Source organism: Agromyces tropicus (assembly GCF_039531345.1).
In the GTDB taxonomy this organism is placed as follows: Bacteria; Actinomycetota; Actinomycetes; order Actinomycetales; family Microbacteriaceae; genus Agromyces; species Agromyces tropicus.
The window spans coordinates 260,163-284,472 of sequence record NZ_BAAAPW010000005.1 but is presented as its reverse complement, the minus strand read 5'-3'; the positions used below and the strand labels follow the sequence as shown (position 1 = coordinate 284,472).

Annotated in this window: 18 protein-coding genes and 1 pseudogene; 11 read left to right on the top strand and 8 right to left on the bottom strand. The window is 73.1% G+C overall.

What is annotated here, in order from left to right:
- Positions 1–8 precede the first annotated feature (8 nt).
- The 3 genes from ABD230_RS15620 (at position 9) to ABD230_RS15610 (ending at position 1,306) form a co-directional block, all read left to right on the top strand.
- The gene (locus ABD230_RS15620) at positions 9–338 is read left to right on the top strand and encodes a nuclear transport factor 2 family protein (RefSeq protein WP_344376449.1); all 330 of its coding nucleotides are present in this window, start codon (positions 9–11) and stop codon (positions 336–338) included.
- 48 nt (positions 339–386) lie between these two features.
- Entirely contained in the window at positions 387–743 is a 357-nt protein-coding gene (locus tag ABD230_RS15615) for a three-helix bundle dimerization domain-containing protein (RefSeq protein ID WP_344376446.1), read from the top strand.
- 62 nt (positions 744–805) lie between these two features.
- Positions 806–1,306 (top strand): bifunctional nuclease family protein, encoded by a 501-nt coding sequence (locus ABD230_RS15610; protein ID WP_344376443.1) that lies wholly within the window; start codon positions 806–808, stop codon positions 1,304–1,306.
- 36 nt (positions 1,307–1,342) lie between these two features.
- Here the strand turns inward: ABD230_RS15610 and ABD230_RS15605 are convergent, their stop codons facing one another.
- Positions 1,343–2,497, bottom strand: a complete 1,155-nt coding sequence (locus tag ABD230_RS15605) for a M20 family metallopeptidase (protein ID WP_344376441.1) — start codon at positions 2,495–2,497, stop codon at positions 1,343–1,345.
- Between the two features lie 97 nt (positions 2,498–2,594).
- Between ABD230_RS15605 and ABD230_RS15600 the strand changes: the two genes are divergently transcribed.
- Positions 2,595–3,389, top strand: coding sequence for an alpha/beta fold hydrolase (locus ABD230_RS15600; RefSeq protein WP_344376439.1), 795 nt, complete (start codon positions 2,595–2,597; stop codon positions 3,387–3,389).
- A 14-nt stretch (positions 3,390–3,403) separates the two neighbouring features.
- Here the strand turns inward: ABD230_RS15600 and ABD230_RS15595 are convergent, their stop codons facing one another.
- Positions 3,404–3,748 (bottom strand): CHY zinc finger protein, encoded by a 345-nt coding sequence (locus tag ABD230_RS15595; RefSeq protein WP_344376436.1) that lies wholly within the window; start codon positions 3,746–3,748, stop codon positions 3,404–3,406.
- 38 nt (positions 3,749–3,786) lie between these two features.
- Positions 3,787–4,476: a DUF6518 family protein gene (locus tag ABD230_RS15590; protein ID WP_344376433.1), complete on the bottom strand. Its 690-nt coding sequence runs from the start codon at positions 4,474–4,476 to the stop codon at positions 3,787–3,789.
- Positions 4,477–4,601: 125 nt separating this feature from the next.
- On the opposite strand from ABD230_RS15590, the gene ABD230_RS15585 reads away from it, so the two are divergent.
- Positions 4,602–5,504 (top strand): oxygenase MpaB family protein, encoded by a 903-nt coding sequence (locus ABD230_RS15585; RefSeq protein WP_344376431.1) that lies wholly within the window; start codon positions 4,602–4,604, stop codon positions 5,502–5,504.
- A 60-nt stretch (positions 5,505–5,564) separates the two neighbouring features.
- Here ABD230_RS15585 and ABD230_RS15580 read toward each other — a convergent pair whose 3' ends face one another.
- A complete protein-coding gene (locus ABD230_RS15580; protein ID WP_344376428.1) occupies positions 5,565–7,535 on the bottom strand; it encodes an MDR family MFS transporter in 1,971 nt (656 codons plus the stop codon).
- 117 nt (positions 7,536–7,652) lie between these two features.
- Here ABD230_RS15580 and ABD230_RS15575 point away from each other — a divergent pair, with 117 nt between their 5' ends.
- Entirely contained in the window at positions 7,653–9,494 is a 1,842-nt protein-coding gene (locus ABD230_RS15575) for a gluzincin family metallopeptidase (protein WP_344376425.1), read from the top strand.
- Between the two features lies 1 nt (position 9,495).
- The gene (locus tag ABD230_RS15570; protein WP_344376422.1) at positions 9,496–10,800 is read left to right on the top strand and encodes a ComEC/Rec2 family competence protein; all 1,305 of its coding nucleotides are present in this window, start codon (positions 9,496–9,498) and stop codon (positions 10,798–10,800) included.
- Between the two features lie 36 nt (positions 10,801–10,836).
- On the opposite strand, the gene merB is transcribed toward ABD230_RS15570, so the two are convergent.
- The gene (gene merB / locus ABD230_RS15565) at positions 10,837–11,544 is read right to left on the bottom strand and encodes an organomercurial lyase (RefSeq protein ID WP_344376419.1); all 708 of its coding nucleotides are present in this window, start codon (positions 11,542–11,544) and stop codon (positions 10,837–10,839) included.
- A gap of 143 nt (positions 11,545–11,687) precedes the next feature.
- Between merB and ABD230_RS15560 the strand changes: the two genes are divergently transcribed.
- The 3 genes from ABD230_RS15560 to ABD230_RS15550 all read left to right on the top strand — a co-directional run bounded on the left by ABD230_RS15560 (position 11,688) and on the right by ABD230_RS15550 (position 16,459).
- Positions 11,688–14,183 (top strand): FAD-dependent oxidoreductase, encoded by a 2,496-nt coding sequence (locus ABD230_RS15560; protein ID WP_344376416.1) that lies wholly within the window; start codon positions 11,688–11,690, stop codon positions 14,181–14,183.
- Positions 14,184–14,223: 40 nt separating this feature from the next.
- A complete protein-coding gene (gene nhaA, locus ABD230_RS15555; protein WP_344376413.1) occupies positions 14,224–16,131 on the top strand; it encodes a Na+/H+ antiporter NhaA in 1,908 nt (635 codons plus the stop codon).
- Positions 16,132–16,282: 151 nt separating this feature from the next.
- Positions 16,283–16,459 carry a hypothetical protein gene (locus ABD230_RS15550; RefSeq protein ID WP_344376411.1) on the top strand — a complete coding sequence of 59 codons (177 nt, stop codon included), beginning with the start codon at positions 16,283–16,285 and terminating at the stop codon, positions 16,457–16,459.
- Positions 16,460–16,472: 13 nt separating this feature from the next.
- Here ABD230_RS15550 and ABD230_RS15545 read toward each other — a convergent pair whose 3' ends face one another.
- Both ABD230_RS15545 and ABD230_RS15540 read right to left on the bottom strand, forming a co-directional pair.
- On the bottom strand, positions 16,473–18,338 hold the full coding sequence (locus ABD230_RS15545) for a hypothetical protein (protein ID WP_344376409.1): 1,866 nt from the start codon (positions 18,336–18,338) through the stop codon (positions 16,473–16,475).
- A gap of 1 nt (position 18,339) precedes the next feature.
- On the bottom strand, positions 18,340–21,240 hold the full coding sequence (locus tag ABD230_RS15540; protein ID WP_344376406.1) for an MMPL family transporter: 2,901 nt from the start codon (positions 21,238–21,240) through the stop codon (positions 18,340–18,342).
- 252 nt (positions 21,241–21,492) lie between these two features.
- On the opposite strand from ABD230_RS15540, the gene ABD230_RS15535 reads away from it, so the two are divergent.
- On the top strand, positions 21,493–23,025 hold the full coding sequence (locus tag ABD230_RS15535) for a SulP family inorganic anion transporter (protein WP_344376403.1): 1,533 nt from the start codon (positions 21,493–21,495) through the stop codon (positions 23,023–23,025).
- A 79-nt stretch (positions 23,026–23,104) separates the two neighbouring features.
- Here ABD230_RS15535 and ABD230_RS15530 read toward each other — a convergent pair.
- Positions 23,105–24,277 (bottom strand): annotated as a pseudogene (locus ABD230_RS15530) (MFS transporter); the annotation flags it as partial.
- Between the last annotated feature and the right edge of the window lie 33 nt (positions 24,278–24,310).

The following is a 24,310-nucleotide window of genomic DNA, read 5'->3' as shown; positions in this document are numbered from 1 at the left end:
GTGGCCGCATGACGGACACGACCATGCCGGCGGCGATCCAGGCGTTCGTCGACTCGACGAACGCGGGCGACTCCGAGGGCTTCGTGGCGGCGTTCACCGAGGACGCGTACCTCAACGACTGGGGCCGCGAGTTCCACGGCCGCGACGGCGTCGCGAGCTGGAACGAGACCGACAACATCGGGAAGCAGGCGCACTTCGACGTGCACGGCGTGCGGGCGGGGCGGATGCCGGAGCAGTACCTCGTGACGCTGACCGTCACGGGCAACGGCTACAACGGCCCGGGCACCTTCACGTTCGACCTCCGCGACGGCCTGATCGCGCGGTTCCTGATCGCGTAGCTTCGCGGTCGGCTTGCACCTCACGGCGCGATGACGCACACTGCACCCATGACCAGTGAGGCCGACGAACAGCAGGCCGTCGAGCACGTCGTCGATCGCCTGCGAGAGCGCTTCCCCTCCGTCGTCGACGACCGCATCCGCGCGGTCGTCGACGAGGAGCACCACCGGTTCGACGGCCGCCCGGTCCGCGACTTCGTCCCCGTCCTCGTCGAGCGTGCGGCGCGCAAGCGCCTGGACGCCGAGGCCGAGCACGTCGACGTCGCGCCGGATGCCGCGGCGCTCGCCGCTGCGGACGAGGTGCGCCGCGCGGACGGCGCCGAGGTCGACCCGATGGAAGTCGCACGGCGCGCCGACGCCGACGGCGGCGACTTCCTCTTCGGCGACCTCGGGGGCCGAGCGTCCTGACCCGCCTCCGCGGCCCGACGTACGATGGCAGGACCACGCCCGAACGGCCGACGGGAGGCGTCATGGTCCAGGTCCGCGTCCTCGGGATCGCGCTCGACGCGGCCCGTCAGCACATCGTCCTCCTGAAGCCGCTCGGCGACGAGGAGGGCGAGGGCCGGGTGCTGCCGATCTGGATCGGCGAGCAGGAGGCGACGTCCATCCTGATCGCGCTCGGCGGCGATCACGCGCCCCGACCGCTCACGCACGACCTCATGGTGACGCTGCTCGAGACGGTCGACGCGCGCATCGAGCGCATCGAGGTGACCCGCATCGAGGAGGGGACCTTCTACGGCCTCCTCACGCTCGTGACCCCGACCGGTCCGCTCGTGCTGGACTGCCGGCCCTCGGATGCGATCGGGCTCGCCGTGCGGGTCGAGGCCGCCCTGTACGTCGCCGACGCGGTGATGGACGAGGCGGGCATCCCGGCGGAGATGGTCGAGCACCACGACAGCGGCGACGAGGAGAAGCTCGAGGAGTTCAAGAAGTTCCTCGAGGACGTCGACCCGGAGGACTTCCAGGGCTGACCGGCCGCGGGCGCGGGCACGGGCACCGGCCGGAGCTCACCGCTCGACGAGCGCCTCGACGAGGCCGGCGAGCAGGGCGGTCCTCGGGACGATCGCGTCCAGGCGGACGTACTCGCCCGCCGCGTGCGCGTCGCCGCCGACCGCGCCGAGGCCGTCGAGCGTGGGGACCCCGATCGCCGCCGTGAAGTTGCCGTCGGACGCCCCGCCGACGGACACCTCGCGCAGGTCGGGCAGCCCCTCGCGGCGGGCGACCTGCTGGGCGATCGCGAAGAGGCCCGCGGCCTGGCCCGGCTCCATGGGCGGCCGATCCGGCCCGCCGATGACCGTGACCGTGCAGTCGGCATCGCCGGGGGAGAGGTGCCGCATCGCCCGATCGACGCGATCCTGTTCGGCGGCCGTCCAGGCGCGGACATCGACCTCCAGCGTGGCCCGGTCGGGCACGGTGTTCCGAGAGGTGCCGCCGCTCACGAGCGTCGGGGTCACGGTGGTCGCGCCGAACTCGTTCAGGGCGGCGACCGCGAGGATCTGGGTGGCGAGCTCCACCGTGGCGTTCGCACCCTTGCGCGGTTCGACGCCCGCGTGGGCGGCGCGCCCGGCGACCTCGACGGTGTAGCGCGACGTGCCCTTCCGTCCGGTCTTGATCGCCGCACCCGACGCGCTGCCCTCCAGCACGAGCACCGCCGCACACTCTCGCGCCTCCGCCTCGATCAGCGGTCTCGAGTCCAGCGAGCCGAGCTCCTCGTCGCCCGTGAGGAGGAAGGTCACTCCGTCGAGGTCGACGCCGAGCCCGACGAGCATCGCAAGGGCGTGGAACCCCTGCGCGATCCCGACCTTCATGTCGACGCACCCGGGTCCGCGAACCAGGCCGTCGACGACCGACCAGGGCCGGGCGGCGAGCGTGCCGAGCGGGAAGACCGTGTCGTGGTGTCCGACCAGCAGCAGCCGCGGCCGGCCGCGGCCGAACCGGAAGCGCACGTGCGTGGCCTCGCCCGTGACCACGATGTCGCCGGTGACGCCGATCGTCTCCGAGCCGATGGCGGCGACCACCTCCGCGCTGCGGGCCACGGCGGCGCGGTCGCTGCTCGGCGACTCGCAGCCGATCAGCTCGCGGCTGTCGTCCAGGACCGATGCGAGGCGACGCGTCGCGAGGCTCGTCAACCGGCCCCGATCACCGTCCGCCGCCGTCGTCATCCCGGAGCACCCTCGCTTCGCCACCGTTCGACGCGATGCTACGCCCCGGACGCGGCCACCGTGCGCCCGCGGCTCCGGGGCGCGGCAGAATGGCGGCATGGACGCCGCCTTCCCCGCACTGACCGAGATGCCCGCGCCGCAGTTCGTGATGTCGGGGGAGGGGCGACGCATCGCGACCTACCTCTGGGGCGACGAGGACGCGCCCACCGTGCTCTGCGTGCACGGGTTCGCCTCGAGCTGCCGCGACAACTGGGTGAGCACGGGGTGGGTGCGCGACCTGCTGCGCGCGGGCTTCCGGGTGCTCGGCGTCGACCAGCGCGGGCACGGGGCGAGCGACACGCCCCACGAGGCATCCGCCTATGCCATGGACGCGTTCGTCGGCGACCTGGTCACCGTCCTCGACACGTACCTCATCGACACCGTCCGGTACGCCGGCTACTCGCTCGGCGCGCGCGTCGGCTGGCAGTTCGCCGTCCAGGTGCCCGAGCGCGTCGAGCGCGCGGTGCTCGGCGGCATCCCCGACGGGCGGCCGCTCGCGCGCATGCAGATCGAGCAGGCGCGCGCGTGGGCCGAGCACGGCACCCCGGTCGAGGACCCGGTCACCCGCAACTACGTGACCCTCGCCGAGCGCGTCGCCGGCAACGACCTGCTGGCGCTCGTCGCGCTCGCCGAGGGGATGCGGCTGGGCGACGCCGACCCGGACCCCGCGAGCCCCCCGCCGCAGCCCATCCTCTTCGCGACCGGCACGGAGGACGCGATCATCGAGCAGTCGCGGGCGCTCGCGGCGGCGACGCCGCAGGGCTCGTTCCTGGAGATCCCCGGCCGGCACCACTTCAATGCGCCCGGATCGCGCGAGTTCCGGCGGGACGCGATCGCGTTCCTCGGCCGCTGACGTCGACGGAGGCCTCAGCCCTCCGTCTCGAAGTACAGGTGGGTGTGCAGCCGGCACCGCGGGTTGAACGCGGCGCCGCACTCGGGGCAGGCGTCCACCTCGAGGTAGGTCGCGATCGGCAGCTCGGCGCCGCAGGCGCCGCACAGGACGGCGCGCGTGCCGCGCTCGGCGACCGGCCACTGCGATGCCGGGTGTCCCGCGGCCTCCTCGTGGCAGAGGTGGCACGGGTAGTACTCGCCGCAGCAGGCGAAGCGGATCGCGACGATGTCGACCTCGGTGCGGTAGTGCACGCAGCGCGTCTCGTCGTCGACGACCGCGCCCAGGACGCGCGGCCGAGCGGTGGGGACGTCGTGCGGCATGCCGACCATCCTCGCACCGCTCCGTCGCCGACGGGTGCTCAGTGGAAGACGAGGATCGGCAGCAGCACGAACGCCGACCAGAACGCGGCGGCGACGAGCACGGTGCCGGTCGCGGCGACGAGCGCGAGCCCCCACGGCCGGACGCGCAGCGCGCCGAACGCCAGCACGAGCGCGCCGACCGCGAGCTCGATCGACCACCACACCGGGCTCGTCGTCTCGGCGACGACCGTGAGCCCGTAGACCCCCTCGCCCACGAGGATGCCCGCGAGCACGGCCGTCCCGAGCGCCAACCGCCTGCCGCGCCGCCGGAGCGCGTGCGCGGCCGTGCCCACGACCGGCCCCGCCACGAGGCCCACCACGGCCCACGTCGAGGGGTCGAACGGCAGGTCGCGCCAGCCCGAGACCACGGCGTAGCCCAGCGTCAGGGCGACGAACGCCACGGCACCCTGCACGGCCGCCTCCGGGTAGCCGCGGGCGAGCACGACGACGAGGATCGCGGTCGGGATCGTCCAGCCTCCGGCGGAGTTCGCCAGCGACGCGGTCTCGGCCGGCAGGAGGAGCTGACCCCACGAGGTCAGCCCGCCGAGCACGAGGGCGACGGTCGCGACGAGCACCACGCGACGAGCGGCCGCGATCGCACGATCGCGCCGACCTGCCTCGACCACCCCCGGCGCCGGTGCGGACGCGTCCGCCGGGGCCTCTGGCGCGGGACCGGTTCGTGGTGCCATGCGAGGCACGCTAGCCCCGTTCGCTGACCGCCGCGTCATCCGCTCGGGCGATCCCCATCCGACGAGCGGCGGGTTCGCAGGGGATCCGCAGCCGGGCGGCCCCGTCAGCGCCTACCGTCGGAGGTATGGGTGCAGCGCGCGGCGAGCGCGGTCGATGGCGTCCCGTGCGGCGGCGCCGCGCGGAACCCCCGTCGTGGGTCCGGGCGCTCGCCGAGGGCGAGGACGCCGGGTTCTTCGGACCGGGCAGCGCCGTCTGGGCGGTGAACGGCGCGCTGCCGACGCTCGTCGCCGGCATCCGGGCACTGCTGCTGCAGACCCTGCACCCGGGGGCCATGGCGGGCGTCCACGACCACTCCCGGTACCGGGAGGACCCGCTCGGCCGGCTCGACGGGACCGTCCGCTGGGTCGCGACCACCACGTTCGGCGATCGTCGTGCCGCGACCGCGGCGTGCGCGATGGTCACCCGCCTGCACGATCGCGTCACCGGCACCTACCTCGACGTGCGCGGCGACGTCCGCCAGTACGCCGCGAACGACCCCGAACTGCTGCGCTGGGTGCACGATGCCTTCACCGAGGCGTTCATCGGCGCGCACGAGCACTGGGGCGGGCCGATCCCCGGCGGCCCCGACGCGTACGTGCGCGAATGGGCCGAGGTCGGCCGGCTCATGGGCGTCGCGGACCCGCCGACGACCGTCGCCGGCCTGCGCGCCGAGCTCGATGCGTTCCTCGTCGACGCGAAGCCCGACGAACGCGTGGCCGAGGCGGTGCGCTTCATCCGCCGCCCTGGGCTGCCGGGGCTCACGGGCGCCGTCTACCCGATCCTGTTCGGCGGGGCCGTGGCGTCGCTCGACCCGCACGAGCGAGAGTTGCTCGGCCTGCGCCGACCGTGGTGGCCGGCGGTCACGCTCACGCGCGTCGTGCTCGCGGTCGGCGTCCGGATCCTCGGTCGGCGATCGCCGAGCGAGCAGCACGCGCGGGCGCGCCTGGCACGGCTCGCCGGCGAGTCCGAGACGGCGTCCAGGCCGTAGGCCGGGCCGGTATCCCGGACCGGAGCCCCGCCCGCGCGGAGCGCACCCGCGTGCTGCGGGTCAGCCCCGCCGGTCGTGCTGCGTCGGATCGCCGCCGGGCTCGACCATCGCGCCGAACTCCTCGGCGGCGAGCGTCGCGATGACCCCGGTGTCGACGCCCTCGTCCTCGGCCTCCTGCTGGGCGGCTCCCGCCCCGACCGGGACGGGCACGCTCGGACCGCCCGGCGCGGCGCCTGCGGCCGCCTCGCTCGCGGCCCGCGCGTCCGCCGCCTCCTGCATCGCCGACTTGGCGCGCAGCGGCGGGGTGCGGAAGAACAGCGACAGCGCGAACGCGATGAGCACCACCACGAGCGCGACCCGGTACACCTGCACGGCCGACTCGTTGAAGCCGACGAGGAACGGCTTCGCGAGCCGCGGGTCGGCGCCCGTGAGGAACGACGTGTCGTCGAGCGCGTCGCCACCGACCGAGCCGTCGCCGTCCTGCATGTCGTCGAGGGCATGCTGCACCTGCGGGGAGATCTGGTCGACCACCTGCTGCCGCGTCGCCTCGTCGGAGAGGTCGACCTGTGGCGGCAGGTTCTGCGTGATCGGCTCGACGATCGGCGTGTAGATGGTCGCCATGATCTCGGCGTTGGCCGGGGCCTCGGCGACCGTGGGGTCGAGCGCCGCGTCGAGCGCGTCGTCGAGGGTCGCCTCGTCGGCCAGCGATCCCGTGATGTTCGCCGGCATGAGGGTGAACAGCAGCGAGAGCAGCACGGCGGTGCCCGCGGTGCCGCCGATCTGGCGGAAGAACGTCGACGCGCTCGTGGCCACGCCCATGTCGCGCAGCCCGACCGAGTTCTGGCTCGCGATCGTGAGCGTCTGCATGAGCTGGCCGAGGCCGAGGCCGATGAGCAGCATCGCGCCGGCCATCACCCAGTACGACGAGTCGTACTGCAGCGTCGTGAGGTCGAGGAAGCCGCCGGCCATGAGGGCCGTGCCGAGGATCGGGAAGATCCGGTAGTGCCCGGTGCGGGCGATGATCTGCCCGCTCAGGATCGACGCGATCATGAGGCCGAGGATCATCGGCAGCATCTGGAAGCCGCTCTCGGTCGGGGTCGAGCCGAACACGAGCTGCAGGTACAGCGGGATCGTGAGCATCGCGCCGAACATGCCGAACCCCACGAACACGCCGATGACCGTCGCCATCGAGAAGGTGCCGGAGCGGAAGAGCTTCAGCGGGATGATCGCGTCGTCGCCCATCGCACGCTCGATGAGCACGAACGCGACGAGCCCGACCACGCCGATCGTGTAGCACGCGATGGCGAGCGCGCTCGTCCAGCCCCACTCGCGGCCCTCCTCGGCGACGAGCAGCAGCGGCACGAGGCCGACGATGATGGCGCTCGCGCCCCACCAGTCGATCCGCACGCTGGGGTGGGCGTGGCGCGGCAGGTGCAGGAAGCGCAGCACGATCGCGAGCGCCACGATGCCGATCGGCACGTTGACGAGGAACACCCAGCGCCAGCCGGCGATCCAGAGGATCTGGTCGGTGCCCGCGAACAGGCCGCCGACGAGCGGTCCGATGAGGCTCGAGATGCCGAACACCGCGAGGAAGTACCCCTGGTACCTGGCCCGCTCGCGCGGGGCGAGCATGTCGCCCATGATCGCGAGGGGCATCGACATCAGGCCGCCGGCGCCGAGCCCCTGGATCGCGCGGAACGCGGCGAGCTCGAGCATCGACGTCGAGAAGCTCGCGAGCAGCGAGCCGACCATGAAGATGACGATGGCCGCGATGAACAGCGGCCGCCGGCCGAAGATGTCGGAGAGCTTGCCGTAGATCGGCGTCGAGATCGTCGACAGGATCAGGTACGCGGTCGTCACCCACGCCTGCTGGCTCAGTCCGTTGAGGTCGTCGCCGATGGTGCGGATCGCGGTGCCGACGACCGTCTGGTCGAGGGCCGAGAGGAACATGCCCGCCATCAGGCCGAAGATCACGAAGAGGATCTGCCTGTGCGACATCAGCGGCGTGGAGGCCGGAGCTGGATTCGTCATGACACGGTGCATCGTAGACCCGTTCGGGGACATCCCTGTTGCCGCGGCGCAGCGGGGTGGCTACCGTCGGCCGTGAACGGCAGCATCCTGCGATCAGCGCTGCGAGGGAGGCGCGCGATGCTCTCCACCAACAACGTCCCGGCGGTCGGGGCACCGGATCGGCGCCGGCTCCGGGCGTTCGCCTTCGACCCGATGAGCTCTCGGCTCAGCGGCCAGTTCCTCACGATCGACATCGCGTTCGAGACCGGCCTGCAGCCGGGACCCGACGGCGAGCTCGTGCAGGTGGTCGACTACGACGCGACGCGGCGGTGCTGGTACCAGCCCGTCGACCTCGACGACCCTCCGGTGCTCGCGCAGGACGGGCTGCGCCCGTCCGAGAGCGACCCGCGCTCGCACCAGCAGGTCGTCTACGCGATCACGATGAGCGTGATCGAGCGGTTCCAGCGATTCACGGGACGGCGCTTCCGGTGGCGCGGCGACGAACGGCTCCGGCTCGTGCCCCACGCGTTCTACGGGCGCAACGCGTACTTCGACCCCGACCGCCGGGCCGTGCTGTTCGGCTACTACCGCGCCGACGATTCCGACACGCAGGCGAACCTGCCGCACCAGCTCATGTTCACGTGCCTCTCGGTCGACATCGTCGCCCACGAGGTCACGCACGCGATCGTGCATCGCATGCGTCCCCTGTTCACCATCGCGACGAACTCCGACGTCTACGCGTTCCACGAGGCGTTCGCCGACCTCGTCGCCCTGTTCCACCACTTCCTCTTCCGCGACGTCGTCGAGGACTTCGTCGCGGCGTCGCGCAGCGAACTCGCGGATGCCGCGGCGCTCCTGTCGCTCGCCGACGAGTTCGGGCGGTCGACCGGCCGCGGCGGGCCGCTGCGCTCCGCGGTGGGCTCGGCACCGGACGCGGCCGCGTTCGAGGCGACGCGCGAGCCGCACCGGCGCGGCGCGATCTTCGTCGCCGCGGTGTTCGACGCGTACCTCGCCACGTACAAGTCGCAGATCGCCGACCTGCGCCGTCTCGCGACCGGCGGGTCGGGGGTGCTCGGCGACGGCGAGCTCTCGCCCGACCTGGTGCGCCGCATCGCGGCGGAGGCGACGCGCAACGCCGACCGGCTCCTCGGCATGGTCGTCCGCGGCTTCGACTACCTGCCGCCCGTGGACGTCACGTTCGGCGACGTCGTGCGCGCCGTCATCACCGCCGACCGCGACCTCTTCCCCGACGACGCCATCCACCTGCGCGGCCACCTCGTCGAGTCGCTGCGCCGCCGGGGCATCTTCCCGCCCGGCGTCGTCTCGCTCGCCGACCAGGCGCTGCTGTGGCGCCGGCCCTCGCGAGCGCTCAACCTCACCGAGGGCGACGCCCCGGTGGACCTCGGGCAGCTCATCCTCGACTCGACGATCAAGCTCGACGCGTCCGCCACGACGCAGGAGGCCGCCGGCCTCGCGGCGCGGGAGCGGTCGAAGCCCGTGTTCTCGCAGACCGCCGACTGGGCACGGGCGCACGCCCTCGAACTCGGCCTGGATCCGGAGGCGCCCGGGTTCCGCGTGCTCGGCATGCACGTCGGCTACCAGAGCGGGGCCGACGGCCAGCCGCATCCCAGGATCTTCATCCAGCTCGTGCAGCGCCGCGAGGACCTCGAGATCGGCGCTGACCGCGACACGCGCACGCGGCTCTACGCCGGCTGCACGGTGATCGCGCACGTCGACGGCAGCGTCAGCTGGATCGTGCCGAAGCCGCTGCCGCTCACGAGGCCGGAGCTGCTCGACGACCTCCCGGAGCCGGCCCGCACGCGGGCCCGCGAGCAGCACCGGGCGGGGGAGCGGCGGCTCCGCGGCATCCGCGAGTGGTTCGGCGAGGTGGAGGACGAGGACCCGCTGGCGATCTGGCTCGACGAGCCCGCGGTCTCGCGCCTCACCTTCGCGAGCCTGCACACGCCGGAGGAGGACTGAGATGTCCGACGCCACCGTGACGATCCGGATGTACAACCCCGGGTTCGGCGACTGCTTCCTCGTCACGGTCGCCGACGGGACGGCCACGTGGCGCATGCTCCTCGACTGCGGGGTGCACAGCCACGGTCGGGCCCCGGTCGGCGACGGGACGCGACCCATCGGCGACGTCGTCGCCGCCGTCATCGCCCAGCTCGCCGAGGAGAGCCCGGACGGTCGGCCGCGTCTCGACGTGGTGGCCGCGACGCATCGCCACTCCGACCACGTCTCCGGCTTCGCCGACGACGCGTGGGCCGAGGTCGAGGTGGGCGAGGTCTGGCTGCCGTTCGTCGAGGATGGGCGCGACGCCGACGCGACCGCGATCCGCCACGGCCTCGTCGAGTCCGCGACCGCACTCGAGCGGATGGCCGCGCTCGCCGCCGACGGGCGCCCGCTCGAGTCCTGGCGCCCCGAGCTCGCGCTCGCGATGGAGTTCGCCGTGAACTCCGGCCCGAACCTCGAGGCCGCCGCGCGGCTCGTCGACGGCGGGTTCGCGGGCGGTGCCGACGCGCACGCGGTGCGGTTCCTGCCCGACCGGCACCAGGAGCGCAACCGCGTGGCGCTGCCGATCGACGGGGCGGCGATGCACGTGCTCGGTCCCTCGCGCGACCCCGAGCAGCTGAAGCGCATGGATCCGCCGTCCGCCGTCCGCTGGCTCGAGGAGGCGGCGGGGCAGCTCGACGGCGGCGACGCGCGGAGCGACATCTTCGACCCGATGTACGCGGTCCCCGATGACGAGGTGGGTGAACGGGTGCCGATCGCCCTCGTTCGCGCGCGCGACGCGATGCGGCTCAGCGGCCTCGCGCTCGACGAGGCCGCCCTGCTCCGGGCGGCGTCGATCCTCGAGCGGTCGGTGAACAACACGAGCCTCTTCCTCGTGCTCGACGTGCGCGGCACGCGGTTCGTGTTCGTCGGGGACTCGCAGTACGGCGCCTGGCAGCACGTGCTCGACGACCCCCATGCGGCCGAGCTGGTCACCGGTGCGGCGTTCTACAAGGTCGGCCACCACGGGTCGCACAACGCGACGCCCAGGCCCGTCGCCGCCGAACTGGTGCGGTCCGGCGGCGTCGCGATGGTGCCCGTGGGCACGGTCGAGCGCTGGAAGGACTCGATCCCGGAGTCGGCGATCCTCGACACGCTGCGCGACGGCGGCGCCCGCGTCATCCGCGCCGACGACCCCGAGGCCGGGGCCGGCGGCGGCGATCGCGACCTCGCGTTCCGGGTCGGGCCCGACGGGCTGTGGAGCGAGGTGCGGTTCACCGTCGCGTGAGGGGTCCGCCGCGGCGCCGAGCCGGGCGGGGACCCGTCAGGCGCCCTCCTCCTCGAGTCCCCAGAACGCGCCCGAGAGGCCGACCCCGGCGAAGTACGCGCGCGCCTCCGACGGCTCGCGCCGCACGTACGGCGAGTCCAGCCGGCCGTCGTACCAGTGCGCCGCCAGCCGCCAGAGCGTCGCGAGGTCGAAGACCGAGCCCCGCGCGTTGCCCGTGGCGGCGAGCCAGTCCTCGATGCAGCGCTCGTCGCAGAAGATCCGCTGGTTGGCGCACGTGTGCACCACGTCGTCCCAGATGTGCGCCGTCGGGACGAGGAAGTGCGCCAGCCCCCCGCCCTCGGGCGGACCGTCGACGTCGACCACGTAGGCGTGCGGCGTGCCGCACGCCGGGCACGTCGTCGCCACGAGCACCTCGTCGACGCCGGGCACGAGGTTCGGGATCGCGAACGAGTCCCAGGCGCACCCGCCCCACCACAGGGTGCGGTCGCCCATGACCGAGAACCCGAGGTTGATGCTCGCGAACGGGTGGGCCATCACGATCCGGCCGTCGTCGTCGAGGACCACGTGGCGCAGTGCGGCCAGCGTCGCCATGGCGCGGTCGACGGCGTCGCCGTCGAGGCCCGTCGACTCGGCGATCGCCGACCGCGAGGGCGCGCGGCCCTCGTCGGCGAAGCCCCGGTAGACCGCCAGGCGCACGCGCTCGGCCTCGCCGGCGTGCTCGTCGTCCGTCGCGTCGCCACCCATGCGCGGCAGGCTACGCCGTCCGGACCTCCCGACGCGGCCCCCGAACGGGTCGTGGGACCGACGTCCTCCGCTGAGGCCGCGGGTCGTGCCTAGCATCGGGGCGGATGCCGGGCCGGCCGGTCCGGGTCCGGTGGAGGGACGCCATGAAGATCGTCGTCGTCGGTGGGGTCGCGGGCGGAGCCTCGGTGGCGGCGCGGGCGCGCCGCCTGGACGAGTTCGCCGAGATCGTGGTGCTGGAACGCGGCGACTACGTGTCGTTCGCGAACTGCGGGCTGCCGTACCACATCGGCGAGGTCATCGCCGATCGCAGCCGGCTGCTGCTGCAGACGCCGGAGAGCCTGCACGAGACGCTCGCCATCGACGTGCGCGTGGGGTCGGAGGTGATCGCGCTCGACCGTTCTGCGAAGACGGTCACGGTGCGCGAGGCCGCGACCGGACGCGAGTACGTCGAACCCTACGACCGGCTCGCGCTGTGCCCGGGCGCCGACCCGCTGCGCCCGCCGCTCCCGGGCATCGACCTGCCCGGGATCCACGTCCTCCGCAACGTCACCGACATGGACGAGATCAAGGCGCAGCTCGACGAGGCGCTCGCGGCCGCGGCATCCGCCCCGGGCCGGACGGGCGGCGGCGTCCGGGCCGTGGTCATCGGCGCCGGGTACATCGGCGTGGAGATGGCCGAGAACCTGCAGCACCGGGGTGCCGCGGTCACGATCGTCGAGCTGGCCGACCAGATCCTGCCGCCGCTCGACACGGAGGTGTCCGTGCCGGTCGAGCAGCACCTGCGCAGCCGCGGCGTCGAGCTGTTCCTCTCCACCGGCGCGGCCGCGTTCGCGGAGCGCCCGGGCGGCGGCCTCACGGTCGAACTCACGAACACGCGGTTCATCGACGCGGACCTCGTGATCCTGTCCGCGGGCGTGCGGCCGAACGTCGGGCTCGCCGCGGACGCCGGGCTCGAGCTCGGCCCGCGCGGCGGCATCCGCGTCGACACGCACATGCGCACGTCGGACCCCTCGATCTGGGCGGCCGGCGACGCCGTCGAGACCGCCCACACCGTGCTGCCGGGATCGTGGATCACCCCGCTCGCGGGGCCGGCCAACCGCGAGGCGCGCGTCGTCGCGGAGAACATCTGCGGGCGCGACACCGAGTACCGCTCGACCCAGGGCACGTCGATCGTCAAGGTCTTCGACATGGTCGCCGGCGGCACCGGGGCGACGGAGCGGCAGCTCGTCGCCGAGGGCGTCGAGCACCGCACGGTGCACCTGCACCCCTCGGGGCACGCCGGCTACTACCCGGGGACCGCCCAGATGCACCTGAAGCTGCTGTTCGCCCCCGGCGACGGGCGGGTGCTCGGGGCGCAGGTCGCCGGCTTCGACGGCGTCGACAAGCGCCTCGACGTGCTCGCGACGGTGATCCGGATGGGCGGCACCGTGTACGACCTCGAGGAGCTCGAGCTCGCGTACGCGCCGCCGTTCGGCTCGGCGAAGGACCCGGTGAACATGGCGGGCTTCGTCGCGAGCAACGTGCTGCTCGGCGACCTCGTGCTCTGGTACGCCGGGGACTGGCCGGCGGCGGTCGAGGGCGCGCGGCTCGTCGACGTGCGCACCCCCGAGGAGTTCGCCATCTGGCACATCCCGGGCGCCGAGAACGTGCCGCTGGCGACGCTCCGCGCCGCGTGCGAGGGATGGGACCGGTCGGCGCCCGTGCGGCTCTACTGCGCCGTCGGCTTCCGCAGCTACCTCGCCTACCGGCTGCTCGTGCAGCGCGGGTTCGCCGACGTCGCCACGCTCTCCGGCGGCTCGAACACGTTCCGCTTCCGGCACGGGGTCGAACCCGCGTCGACGGTCGCCCCGCCGCCGGAGATCGCGTACGCCGAGGCGGTCGACCTCATCGCGGCGACCAGGGGCACCGGGCGGTCCGTCGACCTCGACTGCACGGGCCTCGCCTGTCCGGGGCCGATCATGCGGCTCTCGAGCACGATGGGCGACCTCGAGCCGGGCGACGAGGTCGTCGTGCGGGTGTCCGACCCGGGTTTCGTGAGCGACGGACCCGCGTGGGCGGCAAGCCACGGCCACGAGGTGCTGTCGATGACCCCCGACGGCCCCGGCTTCGTGGCGGCGTTCCGCAAGGGCGGTCGTGCGCCGGCCGCGGGCACCACGGTCGTGCGGGCGCGCAACCAGACGTCGTTCGTGGTCTTCTCCGGCGACCTCGACAAGATGCTCGCGGCGTTCATCATCGCCAACGGCGCGCTCGCGATGGGCCAGGACGTCGCGATGTTCTTCACCTTCTGGGGCCTGAACGCCCTGCGCCGCGACCACGCGCCGAAGCGCGACCACAGCCCGCTCGAACGGATGATGGGCATGATGATGCCCTCCGGCCCCGACCGGCTGCCGCTGTCGCAGATGAACATGGGCGGCGCCGGGCCGGCGATGATCAAGCACGTCATGAAGGAGCACGACGTGCAGTCGGTGCCCGAGCTGATCTCCGCGGCGCGCGACGGCGGCGCGCGGCTGATCGCCTGCACCATGACGATGGATCTCCTCGGCATCGCCGAGACCGACCTCATGGAGGGCATCGAGTTCGGCGGCGTCGCGACCTTCCTCGGCGAGGCGGAGAAGTCGGGGACCACGCTCTTCATCTGAGTTGTGCCGTTCCCGCGCCGTCCGCCCGTAGCATTGGCGCATGAGTGCGCAGGCCCCCGCGCCCGACACCACCACGAGCGGTGCCCACCGGAAGGTGCGGCTGCGCCGCGGGTCGAGCGATCGCGCCGCCGCGGCGCTCCTGCTCACGGGCACCGTGCTGGCGATCCTCTGGGCCAACTCGCCGTGGGGCTGGACCTACGAGGCGTTCTGGGAGACCGACCTCGACATCGGGCTCGGCGACTGGCAGTTCCACGCCACCCTCCACGACGTCGTCAACGACATGCTGATGACGTTCTTCTTCTTCGTCGTCGGCCTCGAGGTCAAGCGCGAGTTCACCATCGGCGAGCTCACCGACCGCTCGCGCGCCATCGTGCCCATCGTCGCGGCCGTCGCCGGCCTGGTCGTGCCCGCGCTGCTGTTCGTCGTCATCGCGCTGCCCACCGACGAGGTCCATGCGTGGGGCATCGTGATCTCGACCGACACCGCCTTCCTGCTCGGCGCGCTCGCGATCATCGGGCCCCGGTTCCCGGCGCGCCTGCGCACCTTCCTCCTCACGCTCGCGGTCGTCGACGACGTGGGCGCGCTGCTCGCCATCGGCATGTTCTACAACTCCGGGCTCGACCCGATGCCGCTCGCGTTCGCCGCCGTGCTGATGGTGCTGATCGCGCTCGTGCGGTTCCTGCGCGCCGGGCGCGGCCTCGCGTACGCCGTCCTCGGCGTCGCGCTCTGGGGCGCGATCGCGACGGCGGGCATCCACCCCACCCTCGCGGGCGTGGCCGTCGCCCTGCTCATCCCGGTGTTCCCGCCGCGACGGATCGAGGTCGAGCGCACGGCCGAGCTCACGCGTGCGTTCCGGGAGTCGCCGAACGCGCAGTACGCCGCGGCGGTGAACCGGAGCCTGCGCGAGTCGCTGTCGATCAACGATCGCCTGCAGGCGGAGTGGGGGCCGTACGTCGCGTTCCTCGTGCTGCCGATCTTCGCCCTCGCCAACGCCGGCGTGCACCTCGACGCCGAGACGCTCGGCGCGGCGTTCACCTCGCCGCTCACGTGGGCGATCATCGCCGGCCTCGTCGTCGGCAAGTTCGTCGGCATCACGGGGGCGACCGCGATCGTGGTGGCCAGCGGGCTCGGCAAGCTCGCCCCGGGGCTGCGGATGCCGAGGATCGCGGGAGGGGCGGCGCTCTCGGGCATCGGCTTCACCATCTCGCTCTTCATCGTGGGCATCGCGATCACCGACGCCGAGACGCAGGACTTCGCGCGCGTCGGCGTGCTCACGGCATCCGTCATCTCGTTCCTGCTCGGCTGGGCGGTGTTCGTCATCGCCGATCGCGTGTGGCCGCCGGAGCCCGTCGGCAAGAAGCTCGTGCGGCCGTTCGACCCGGAGCGCGACCACTACCGCGGCCGCATCGACGCCCCGTACCAGATCGTCGAGTACGGAGACTTCGAGTGCCCGTTCTGCAGCCGCGCGACCGGCTCGATCGACGCGGTCCTGGAGCACTTCGGCGACGACGTCCTCTGGATCTGGCGGCACCTGCCGCTCGAGTCCGTGCACCCGCACGCGAAGCTGGCCGCGCAGGCCTACGAGGCGGCGGCCCTGCAGGGACGGTTCCTCGACATGTCGCGCGCGCTCTTCGAGCACCAGGACGCGCTCGAGCCCGACGACCTCTGCCGGTACGCGAAGGACCTCGGCCTCGACGTCGACCGCTTCCTCGCCGACCTGCGCTCGCCCGCGGTCGTGCGCCGCGTCGAGGACGACCAGATCGACGCGGAGCTGATGGACCTGCACTCGACGCCGACGTTCTTCGTGGGCGGCAAGCGGCACATCGGGCCGTGGGACTCGCGCTCGCTCATCCGGGGCCTGGAGGCCTCCGTTCGGGCCGCACCGGCGGCGGAGACGGCACCGGATGTCGCGCCCGGCGCGGCCACCGGAGGCGCCGGCGCGCACTGACCTGCGGTCGGTCCGGGCCGGACGACGGGGCGTCCGCGACGGGCCTTCCGTCCCGTGGGAACGTGGCAGCACGGGGCAGGATGGCCGCGGCGGCACGGCCGGGACGGTCCCGGCGCCCGTGGAGGGGCGCCGCCCGAAGGGGATGATCGGGATGGCCGGACTCGAGGTCGAGAGCTACCTGTCGCAGGCCCGCGCGGCCGCGAGCGCCGCGAGCTACGACGCCCAGAAGCTGTCCGAGGACTCGATCGAGCGCCAGGCGATCCACAACCTCGTCACGGCGGTCGAGGCGCTCATCGCGGCGATCGACGAGAGCGCGTCGGAGGGCTGATCCGGCCGACCCGTCAGGCCCGCGCGGTCCGGTGCCGGGCGACGCCCGCGACCACGAGGGCGGCGCCGACCACCGCATAGAGCACGAGGGCCACGAGGTCGCCCCAGCCGGAGCCGACCCCGAGCCCGGCGAGCATCAGGCTGTGCCCCGGGCCCGTGGGCAGGAGGTTCGCCGTCGCGTCGAAGAACGCCGGGACGGTCGAGGACACGCCCGCCGCGAGCGCGATCACCGCGGCCACCGTCGCCGCCGTGCGGCCCGGTCCGCCGAACGCGGCCGCGAGGCCGTGGTTGACGACCGCGAACACCAGCCCCGCCAGCACGGCGGCGGCGAGGAACCCGAGGCGCGGCGCGAGGTCGACGTCGATCACGGGCAGCAGCACGGCGCCGACGAGCACGCCCTGGAGTGCGCCGAGTGCGGCGCCGGGGCCGATCGCGCGGCCGGCGACGGCGATCGTCGACGCCGAGGTGAACAGTCGTCGCTCGGGCACCGCGCGCCGTGCGAGCGCGAGCACGATCCCGCCCACCCAGAGCGCGAGGATCGCGAACAGCGGCGCCGACTGGCTGCCGTCCGGCGGCACGGTCACGTCGGTCCGCGCCGGCTGGGCGACCACGGCGGACAGCGTCGTGATGTCGGACTCCGAGTACGTCGGGATCTGCTCGACGGCCTCGGCGAGGCCCGACGAGAGCTGGTCGGCGCCCGAGGACGTCTCGCCGGCGCCGGACGCCACCTCCTGGGCGCCCTCGTTCACCGAGGCCCCGCCCGAGGCGCTCTCCGACGCGCCGGCCGCGACCTCGTTCGCCCCCGCCGACGACTGGTCGATGCCCGAGACGAGCGGCGGCATCCCCGCGGCGAGCTCGGCGTTGCCGGCAGCCACCTGGTCGGCGCCGGAGGCGAGGCGCCGGACGTCGCCGTCGACCGCCTCGACGCGATCGAGCACCGCGTTCGCGCGGGTGCAGAGCGGACCCGGCCGCTCGGCGCACAGGTCGTCGACGAGGCCCGCGAAGTCGTCGGTCGCGCGCGTGAGGGCCGCCGCGCCGGCGTCGAGGGCCGCGGCGACCTCCGCCGATCCGGTCGCGAGCTGGGCGGTCTCCGAGGGCAGCGACTGCACCGACGCGTCGATCTGCGCGAGGCCGGATGCGAGCGAGGCGGCGCCGGCATCCAGCGAGTCGAGGCCGGACGAGAGCTGCTCGGTGCCGGATGCGAGCGAGTCCGCGCCGCTCGCGAGGCTCGCGGCGCCCGAGGCGAGCTCGGCCGCACCGTCGGCGGCCTGGCCGATCTGCTCGTTGATGGTGTTGAAGCCCTGGTACACGTTACCGAGGTAGCGCTCCGTGATCTGCGCGTTGAAGGTGGCCACGGCGGCCTGCGTGATCACCTCGGTGAGCGCGGGATCGAGGTAGGCGGTCGCCGGCGTCGTCCGCACCTGCAGGACGGCCTGCACGGCATCGGATGCGGGTCCGGAGATCGAGGTCGCGTCGGCGGAGAACGACGAGGGGATCGTGACGACCGCGGCGTACCGGCCGTCCCGCAGTCCCGCCGCCGCGTCGTCGTCATTCGTGAGGATCCACGTGAAGTTCGGCTCCGCCGGCGCGGGCGTCGCGGTCGCGTCGGCGCCCGGGTCGTCCGGTGCGCCCTCGCCGGCGGTGCCGCCGATGAGGCCGGCGGCGAACTCGCGACCGAGCGGCACGGTCTGCCCGTTCACCTGCACCGGGTCGTCGTCGTTGACGACGGCCGCCGTGACGCGGTCGAGGTCCTGCACGGGCGTGGCGAGGCCCCAGGCGAGCAGGCCGGCGACGATGAGCGGCACCGCGAGCACGCCGATGATGCCGAGCACGCCGAGCCGGTCGGAGCCCTCGAGGGAGGAGAACGTCGGTTCGGACACGTCAGGTCACCGCCGCCCGTTCGCGCGACGCCGTCGCGAGTTCCGCGACGACGGCGGGCGTCGCGGAGGGCAGGACCGACTCGGCCGCCGCGCGCGAGGCGGCGGCCACCACGATCGTGAGCGCGTGGCCGGTCCGGCGCTCGGCGCCGTGCCGCGCGCCGGTCAGGACCTCGCGGAGCTCCTCGCGCACCCCCGCGTCGGGTACGGCGTCGAGGTCGTCGAGCGCGACGATGCGCGCGTCCCCCGCCGTCGCGTCGACCACGGCGCCGACCGGGTCGGCCGCGGAGCCCAGCTCGACGACGGCGGTGCGCCGCCGGACGGTCGCGGCCCGCACCGGCAGCACGAGGCCGGCGACCTTGACCCGGTCGCCGCTCACGTGCGCCCGACCCGTCAGCCCGAGCACCGCGGCTCGTCGCGCCGACGCCGATCCGCCGCAGAGCACGAGCGCGCCGCCGTCGGGAACGCGGAGGTCGATCGGCTCGGAGGCGTCGATCGCCCTGAGGCCGTCGACGGCGATCGACTCGGTCGCCCCGGGTGCCGGCCAGTCGGCGAGGGCGTCCTCCTCGGCGAGCCCCTCGCCCTCGACGTCGAAGTGGGGGAGCGCTCGGTCGAGCGACGCCGGGAACCACCACGCGTGCCGCCCGAACCACGCGAGCACGGCGGGCGTCAGCGTCATCCGCACGATGAACGCGTCGATCGCGACGCCGGTGGCGAGCCCGAACGCGATGGGCTGCATCGAGGCCTCGCCGTTCAGGATGAACCCGCTGAAGACCGTGAACATGATGATGCCGGCGGCCGTCACGACCCTCGCGGAGGAGTGGAAGCCGCGCTCGATCGCGGGCCGCGGCTCGCCGCTCATCAGGTACTCCTCGCGCATGCGGCTGACGAGGAACACCTCGTAGTCCATCGCGAGCCCGAACAGCACGCCCATGACGATGATGGGCATGAAGCTCGTGACCGACCCGACCGACTCCACGTTCAGCGGACCGGCGAGGAACCCGTCGACGAAGACGAGGCTCGTGAGGCCGAAGGCCGCGCCGATCGAGAGCACGTAGCCGAGCGCCGCCGTGATCGGCACCACGATCGAGCGGAAGACCATCGCCAGCAGCACGAGCGAGAGTCCGACGACGAGGAGCCCGAAGGGCAGCAGCGCGCTGCCGAGCCGTTCGGAGATGTCGATGCCGAGCGCGGTGTAGCCCGTGACCGCGAGGTCGACCGCGTAGTCGTCGAGGAAGACGTCGTGCATGGCGCGGAGGCGGTGCACGAGCTGCTCGGTCTGCTCCGAGTCGGGCGCGCCCTCGGGGATCACCTGGATGACGGCGGTGTCGCCGGTCTCGTTCGGGGTCGCGAGCGGCACGGCGGCGACGCCCGGCACCTTCGCGACGTCGGCGCCCAGGTCGTCGACGAGGTCGACCGGGTCGGTGCTCTGGATGACGGAGCCCGTGAGGATGAGCGGGCCGTTCGCGCCCGCGCCGAAGTACTCCGCGATGAGGTCGTAGGTGACCCGCCCCGGCGCGCCCTCGGGCAGCGATCCCGAGTCGGGCAGTGCGAGCCGGAGGTGCGTCGCCGGCAGCGCGGCGAGCGCGAGGACGCCTGTGATGAGCACGACGGTGACCGGTGGCCAGCGGATGGCGCCGCGCACCCAGTGGCCGAAGAATCCGCCCGGGCGGGCCGGGGTCTCGGGGGCGGGTGCGCCGGCGTCCTCGCCGGACTCGTCGCCGGACTCGTCGCCGGGACCTGCGGCATCCGCCGCCCCGCCGGATCCGCCGGGCTCCGGAGCAGCCGGCGCCGTCTGGCCTGCAGCCTCCGCGGGCTCCGCGGCCTCGGTGGCATCCGCCTCGCCCGCGCCCTCGTCGTCCCGGTGCCCCGGGCGGTACCGCTTCGGCACGACGTGCCAGCGGGCGAACGCGAGCAGCGCAGGGGTGAGCGTGAGCGCCACGAGTGCCGCGGTCGCGACCGCGAGTGCCGCGCTGATGCCCGTGATCGTGAGGAACGGGATGCGCGCCACGCTCAGCCCGAGCAGCGCGATGATGACGGTCGTCGCCGCGAACATGACGGCCGACCCCGCCGTCGCGACGGCCCGCGGGGCGGACTCCTCGGGCGGCATGCCGTGCTTCATCTGGTCCTGGTGGCGCGACACGATGAACAGCGAGTAGTCGACGCCGACCGCGAGGCCGAGCATGACCGCGAGCAGCGGGGCCGTCGAGGTCACGGTGAGCCAGCGCGTCGCCGTCAGCACGACCGCCACGGCCGCGCCCACGCCGACGAGTGCGGTCGTGATCGGCATGCCGGCCGCCACGAGCGAGCCGAACGTGAGCAGCAGCACGCCGAGTGCGATGAACACGCTCGTGAGCTCGCTGAGGCCGATGCCGGGGTTCACCTGCGAGTAGAGCGCGCCGCCGACGCTGACCCGGGAGCCGTCGGGCAGGTTGCCCTGCAGGGTCCGTCCCTCCGCCTGGAGCGCGTCGGAGGTCGACGGCAGGACGTCGACCGCCTGGGCCGTGAGCTGGATCGTCACCAGCACGGCGGACGAGTCCGACGAGATGTCGGCCGACGACGTGTCGTCGTAGGGCGAGCTGACCGCCGACACCTGGGGGATCTTGCCGAGGGCCGTGATCGCGTCGTCGACGGCCGACTCGAAGTCGGAGTCGGTGACATCGCCGCCGTCGGGAGCGACCGCGATGAGCTGGGCCGAGGTGCCCGAGAACTGCGGGAAGGTCCGCGCCAGCGAGTCCAGCGCGTCCTGCGACTGCGTGCCGGGGAATGCGTAGGTGTTGTTCGTGCCCGTCCCGAGCAGCCCGGCGAAGGCGAACAGCGAGGCGAGCACGCCGACCCACAGCAGCACGACGAGGAGGCGGGCGCGGTAGGCCCAGCGTCCGAGCGCATGCAGTGCTGAGGACACGTCTCACACTCCCCCCGAAGCGGAGTCGAACATCCCTCAACCTAGCCACGTCGTCGCGCGGGCCGCAACGACCGTGACGGTGCGTGCGCGGATCGTGACGCCGTCGAATCGGTGCTCGGCGGACGAGCAGGTACAGTGGCACGTCGGCTCGCGGCATCCGCCCGGCCGATCCGGCCCCGACGGCCTGCGCGACGTGGCGCTCACTCGACACCCACCCGGCTCGAGCCGAGCCCTGCCGAACGGAGACCCTCCATGTCCGCGCCCGCGCGCCCAGACACCCCGACCGCCGCCCGCGAGCGGACCCGCGACCAGCCCTCGGTGCTGACCGCGCTGCGCACGCCGCGGCTGCTCACGCGCGAGGTGCTCGCGGGCCTCGTCGTCGCACTGGCCCTGATCCCCGAGGCGATCTCGTTCTCGATCATCGCGGGCGTCGACCCGCGCGTCGGCCTGTTCTCGTCGTTCGTGATGGCGGTCTCGATCGCGTTCCTCGGCGGCCGCCCGGCGATGATCAGCGCCGCGACCGGCGCCGTCGCGCTGGTGATCGCGCCCGTGGCGCGCGACCACGGCATGGACTACTTCATCGCGACCGTGATCCTCGCCGGCGTGTTCCAGCTCGTGCTGGGCGCGCTCGGCGTGGCGAAGCTCATGCGCTTCATCCCGCGCAGCGTCATGGTCGGATTCGTGAACTCCCTCGCCATCCTGATCTTCGCGGCGCAGCTTCCGCACCTGATCGGCGTGCCGTGGCTCGTGTACCCGCTCGTCGTGGCGGGCCTCGTCATCATGGTCGGCGTGCCACGGCTGACGAAGGCGGTCCCGGCTCCGCTCATCGCGATCGTCGTGCTCACCGTCGTCGTGGTCGCCGCCGGCTGGCAGGTGCCGACGGTCGGCGACGAGGGCGAGCTGCCCGAGAGCCTGCCGGAGCTGTTCATCCCGAACGTGCCGCTGACGTGGGAGACGTTCGCGACCATCGCCCCGTTCGCGCTCGCGATGGCGCTGGTGGGCCTGCTCGAGTCGCTCATGACGGCCAAGCTCGTCGACGACATCACCGACACGCGCTCGGCCAAGACCCGCGAGGCGCTCGGCCAGGGCGCGGCGAACATGCTCTCGGGCCTGTTCGGCGGCATGGGCGGCTGCGCGATGATCGGCCAGACCATGATCAACGTGAAGGTCTCGGGGGCGCGCACCCGCATCTCGACGTTCCTGGCGGGCGTCTTCCTGCTGGTGCTCGTCGTCGGCCTCGGCGACCTCGTCGCGATCATCCCGATGGCGGCGCTCGTCGCGGTGATGGTCATGGTGTCGGTCGCGACGTTCGACTGGCACTCGGTCCGCTGGTCGACGCTGAAGCGGATGCCGAAGTCGGAGACCACCGTGATGGTCGCCACCGTCGCCGTGGTCGTCGCGACCCACAACCTCGCGATCGGCGTGATCGTCGGCGTCGTCGTCGCGATGGTCGCGTTCGCCCGCCGGGTCGCGCACTTCGCGACCGTCGAGCGGCGGCTCGCGCTCGACGAGACCGTGCCGACGGCCTACTACACGGTCGACGGCGAACTCTTCTTCGCCTCGTCGAACGACCTGACGACGCAGTTCGCCTACGCCGAGGACCCGCAGCGGGTCGTGATCGACCTCACCCGATCCCACATCTGGGACGCCTCGACGGTCGCCGCGCTCGACGCCATCACGACCAAGTACGCCCACCGCGGCACCGACGTCGTCATCGAGGGCCTCAACGAGGCCAGCGCGGCGATGCACTCCCGCCTGGCCGGGCAGCTCGGCGCCGGGCACTGACCCACCGGGTCCGGTCCTGCGCCGGACACGACGAGGGGCGGATGCCGCAGCATCCGCCCCTCGCCCCGCCCGGGAGGACTCAGGCGCTCAGGTCGACGTCCTTGGTCTCCTTGACCATGGAGACGCCGATCAGCGAGATCACCGCGACGATCGCGATGTAGAGGCCGATGGTCCACGACATGCCGGTCTCGCCGAGCAGGGCCGCGGCGATCATCGGGGCGAACGCGCCGCCGAGGATCGCGCCCAGCGCGTAGCCGATCGAGACGCCCGAGTAGCGCACCTTGGCCGGGAACATCTCGGCGTAGAGCGCGGCCTGGGGGCCGTACGAGAGGCCGAGGCCGAAGGTCATCAGGAACAGCGCGACGAAGTACCAGACGATGTTCCCGGTGTCGATCAGGAACCACATCGGGATCGCCCACAGCGCGAGGAACACGTAGCCGATCTGGAACGTGCGGATGCGGCCGAGGCGGTCGGAGAGCCGCCCGCCCCACAGCGTGAAGACGAGCCAGCCGAACGACGCGAACGTCGTGGCGAGCAGCACCGACGGGCGGTCCATGCCGAGCGCGGTCACGGCGTACGTGGCGAAGTAGGCGATGAGCAGGTAGCCGGCGGCGTTGTTCGCGATGAAGATGACCGCGGTGAGCACGACGTTCTTGGTGTTCGTGCGGAACAGCTCCTTGAGCGGCGCCGAGGACTCCTGCTTGCGCTCCTGCAGCTCCTGGAAGACCGGGCTCTCCTCGACCGCGCGGCGGATCAGGTAGCCGACCACGATCAGGACGATCGAGAGCATGAACGGGATGCGCCAGCCCCACTCCATGAAGGCCTCGGCCGACATGGTGGAGGTGATCACCCAGAGGGTGAAGGTGGCGAGGATCATGCCCACGGGCACGCCGATCTGCGGGAACGCGCCGAAGAAGCCGCGCTTGCCCTTCGGGGCGTGCTCGACCGACATGAGCGCCGCGCCGCCCCACTCGCCGCCCGCCGAGAAGCCCTGCAGGATGCGGAGCAGGATCAGCAGGATCGGCGCCGCGATGCCGATGGCGGCATACGTCGGGAGGAAGCCGATCAGCGAGGTCGAGAGGCCCATGAGGATGAGGGTGAAGACCAGCATCTTCTTGCGGCCGAGCTTGTCGCCGAGCCAGCCGGCGACGACGGCGCCGAGCGGGCGGAACAGGAACGAGATGCCGATCGTGGCGAAGGCGAGCACCTGGGCGAGGGTGGCGTTCGCCTCGGCCAGCGGGGCGAGGAAGAGCGAGGACCTTGCGCTCCTCGCTCGACATGCGCC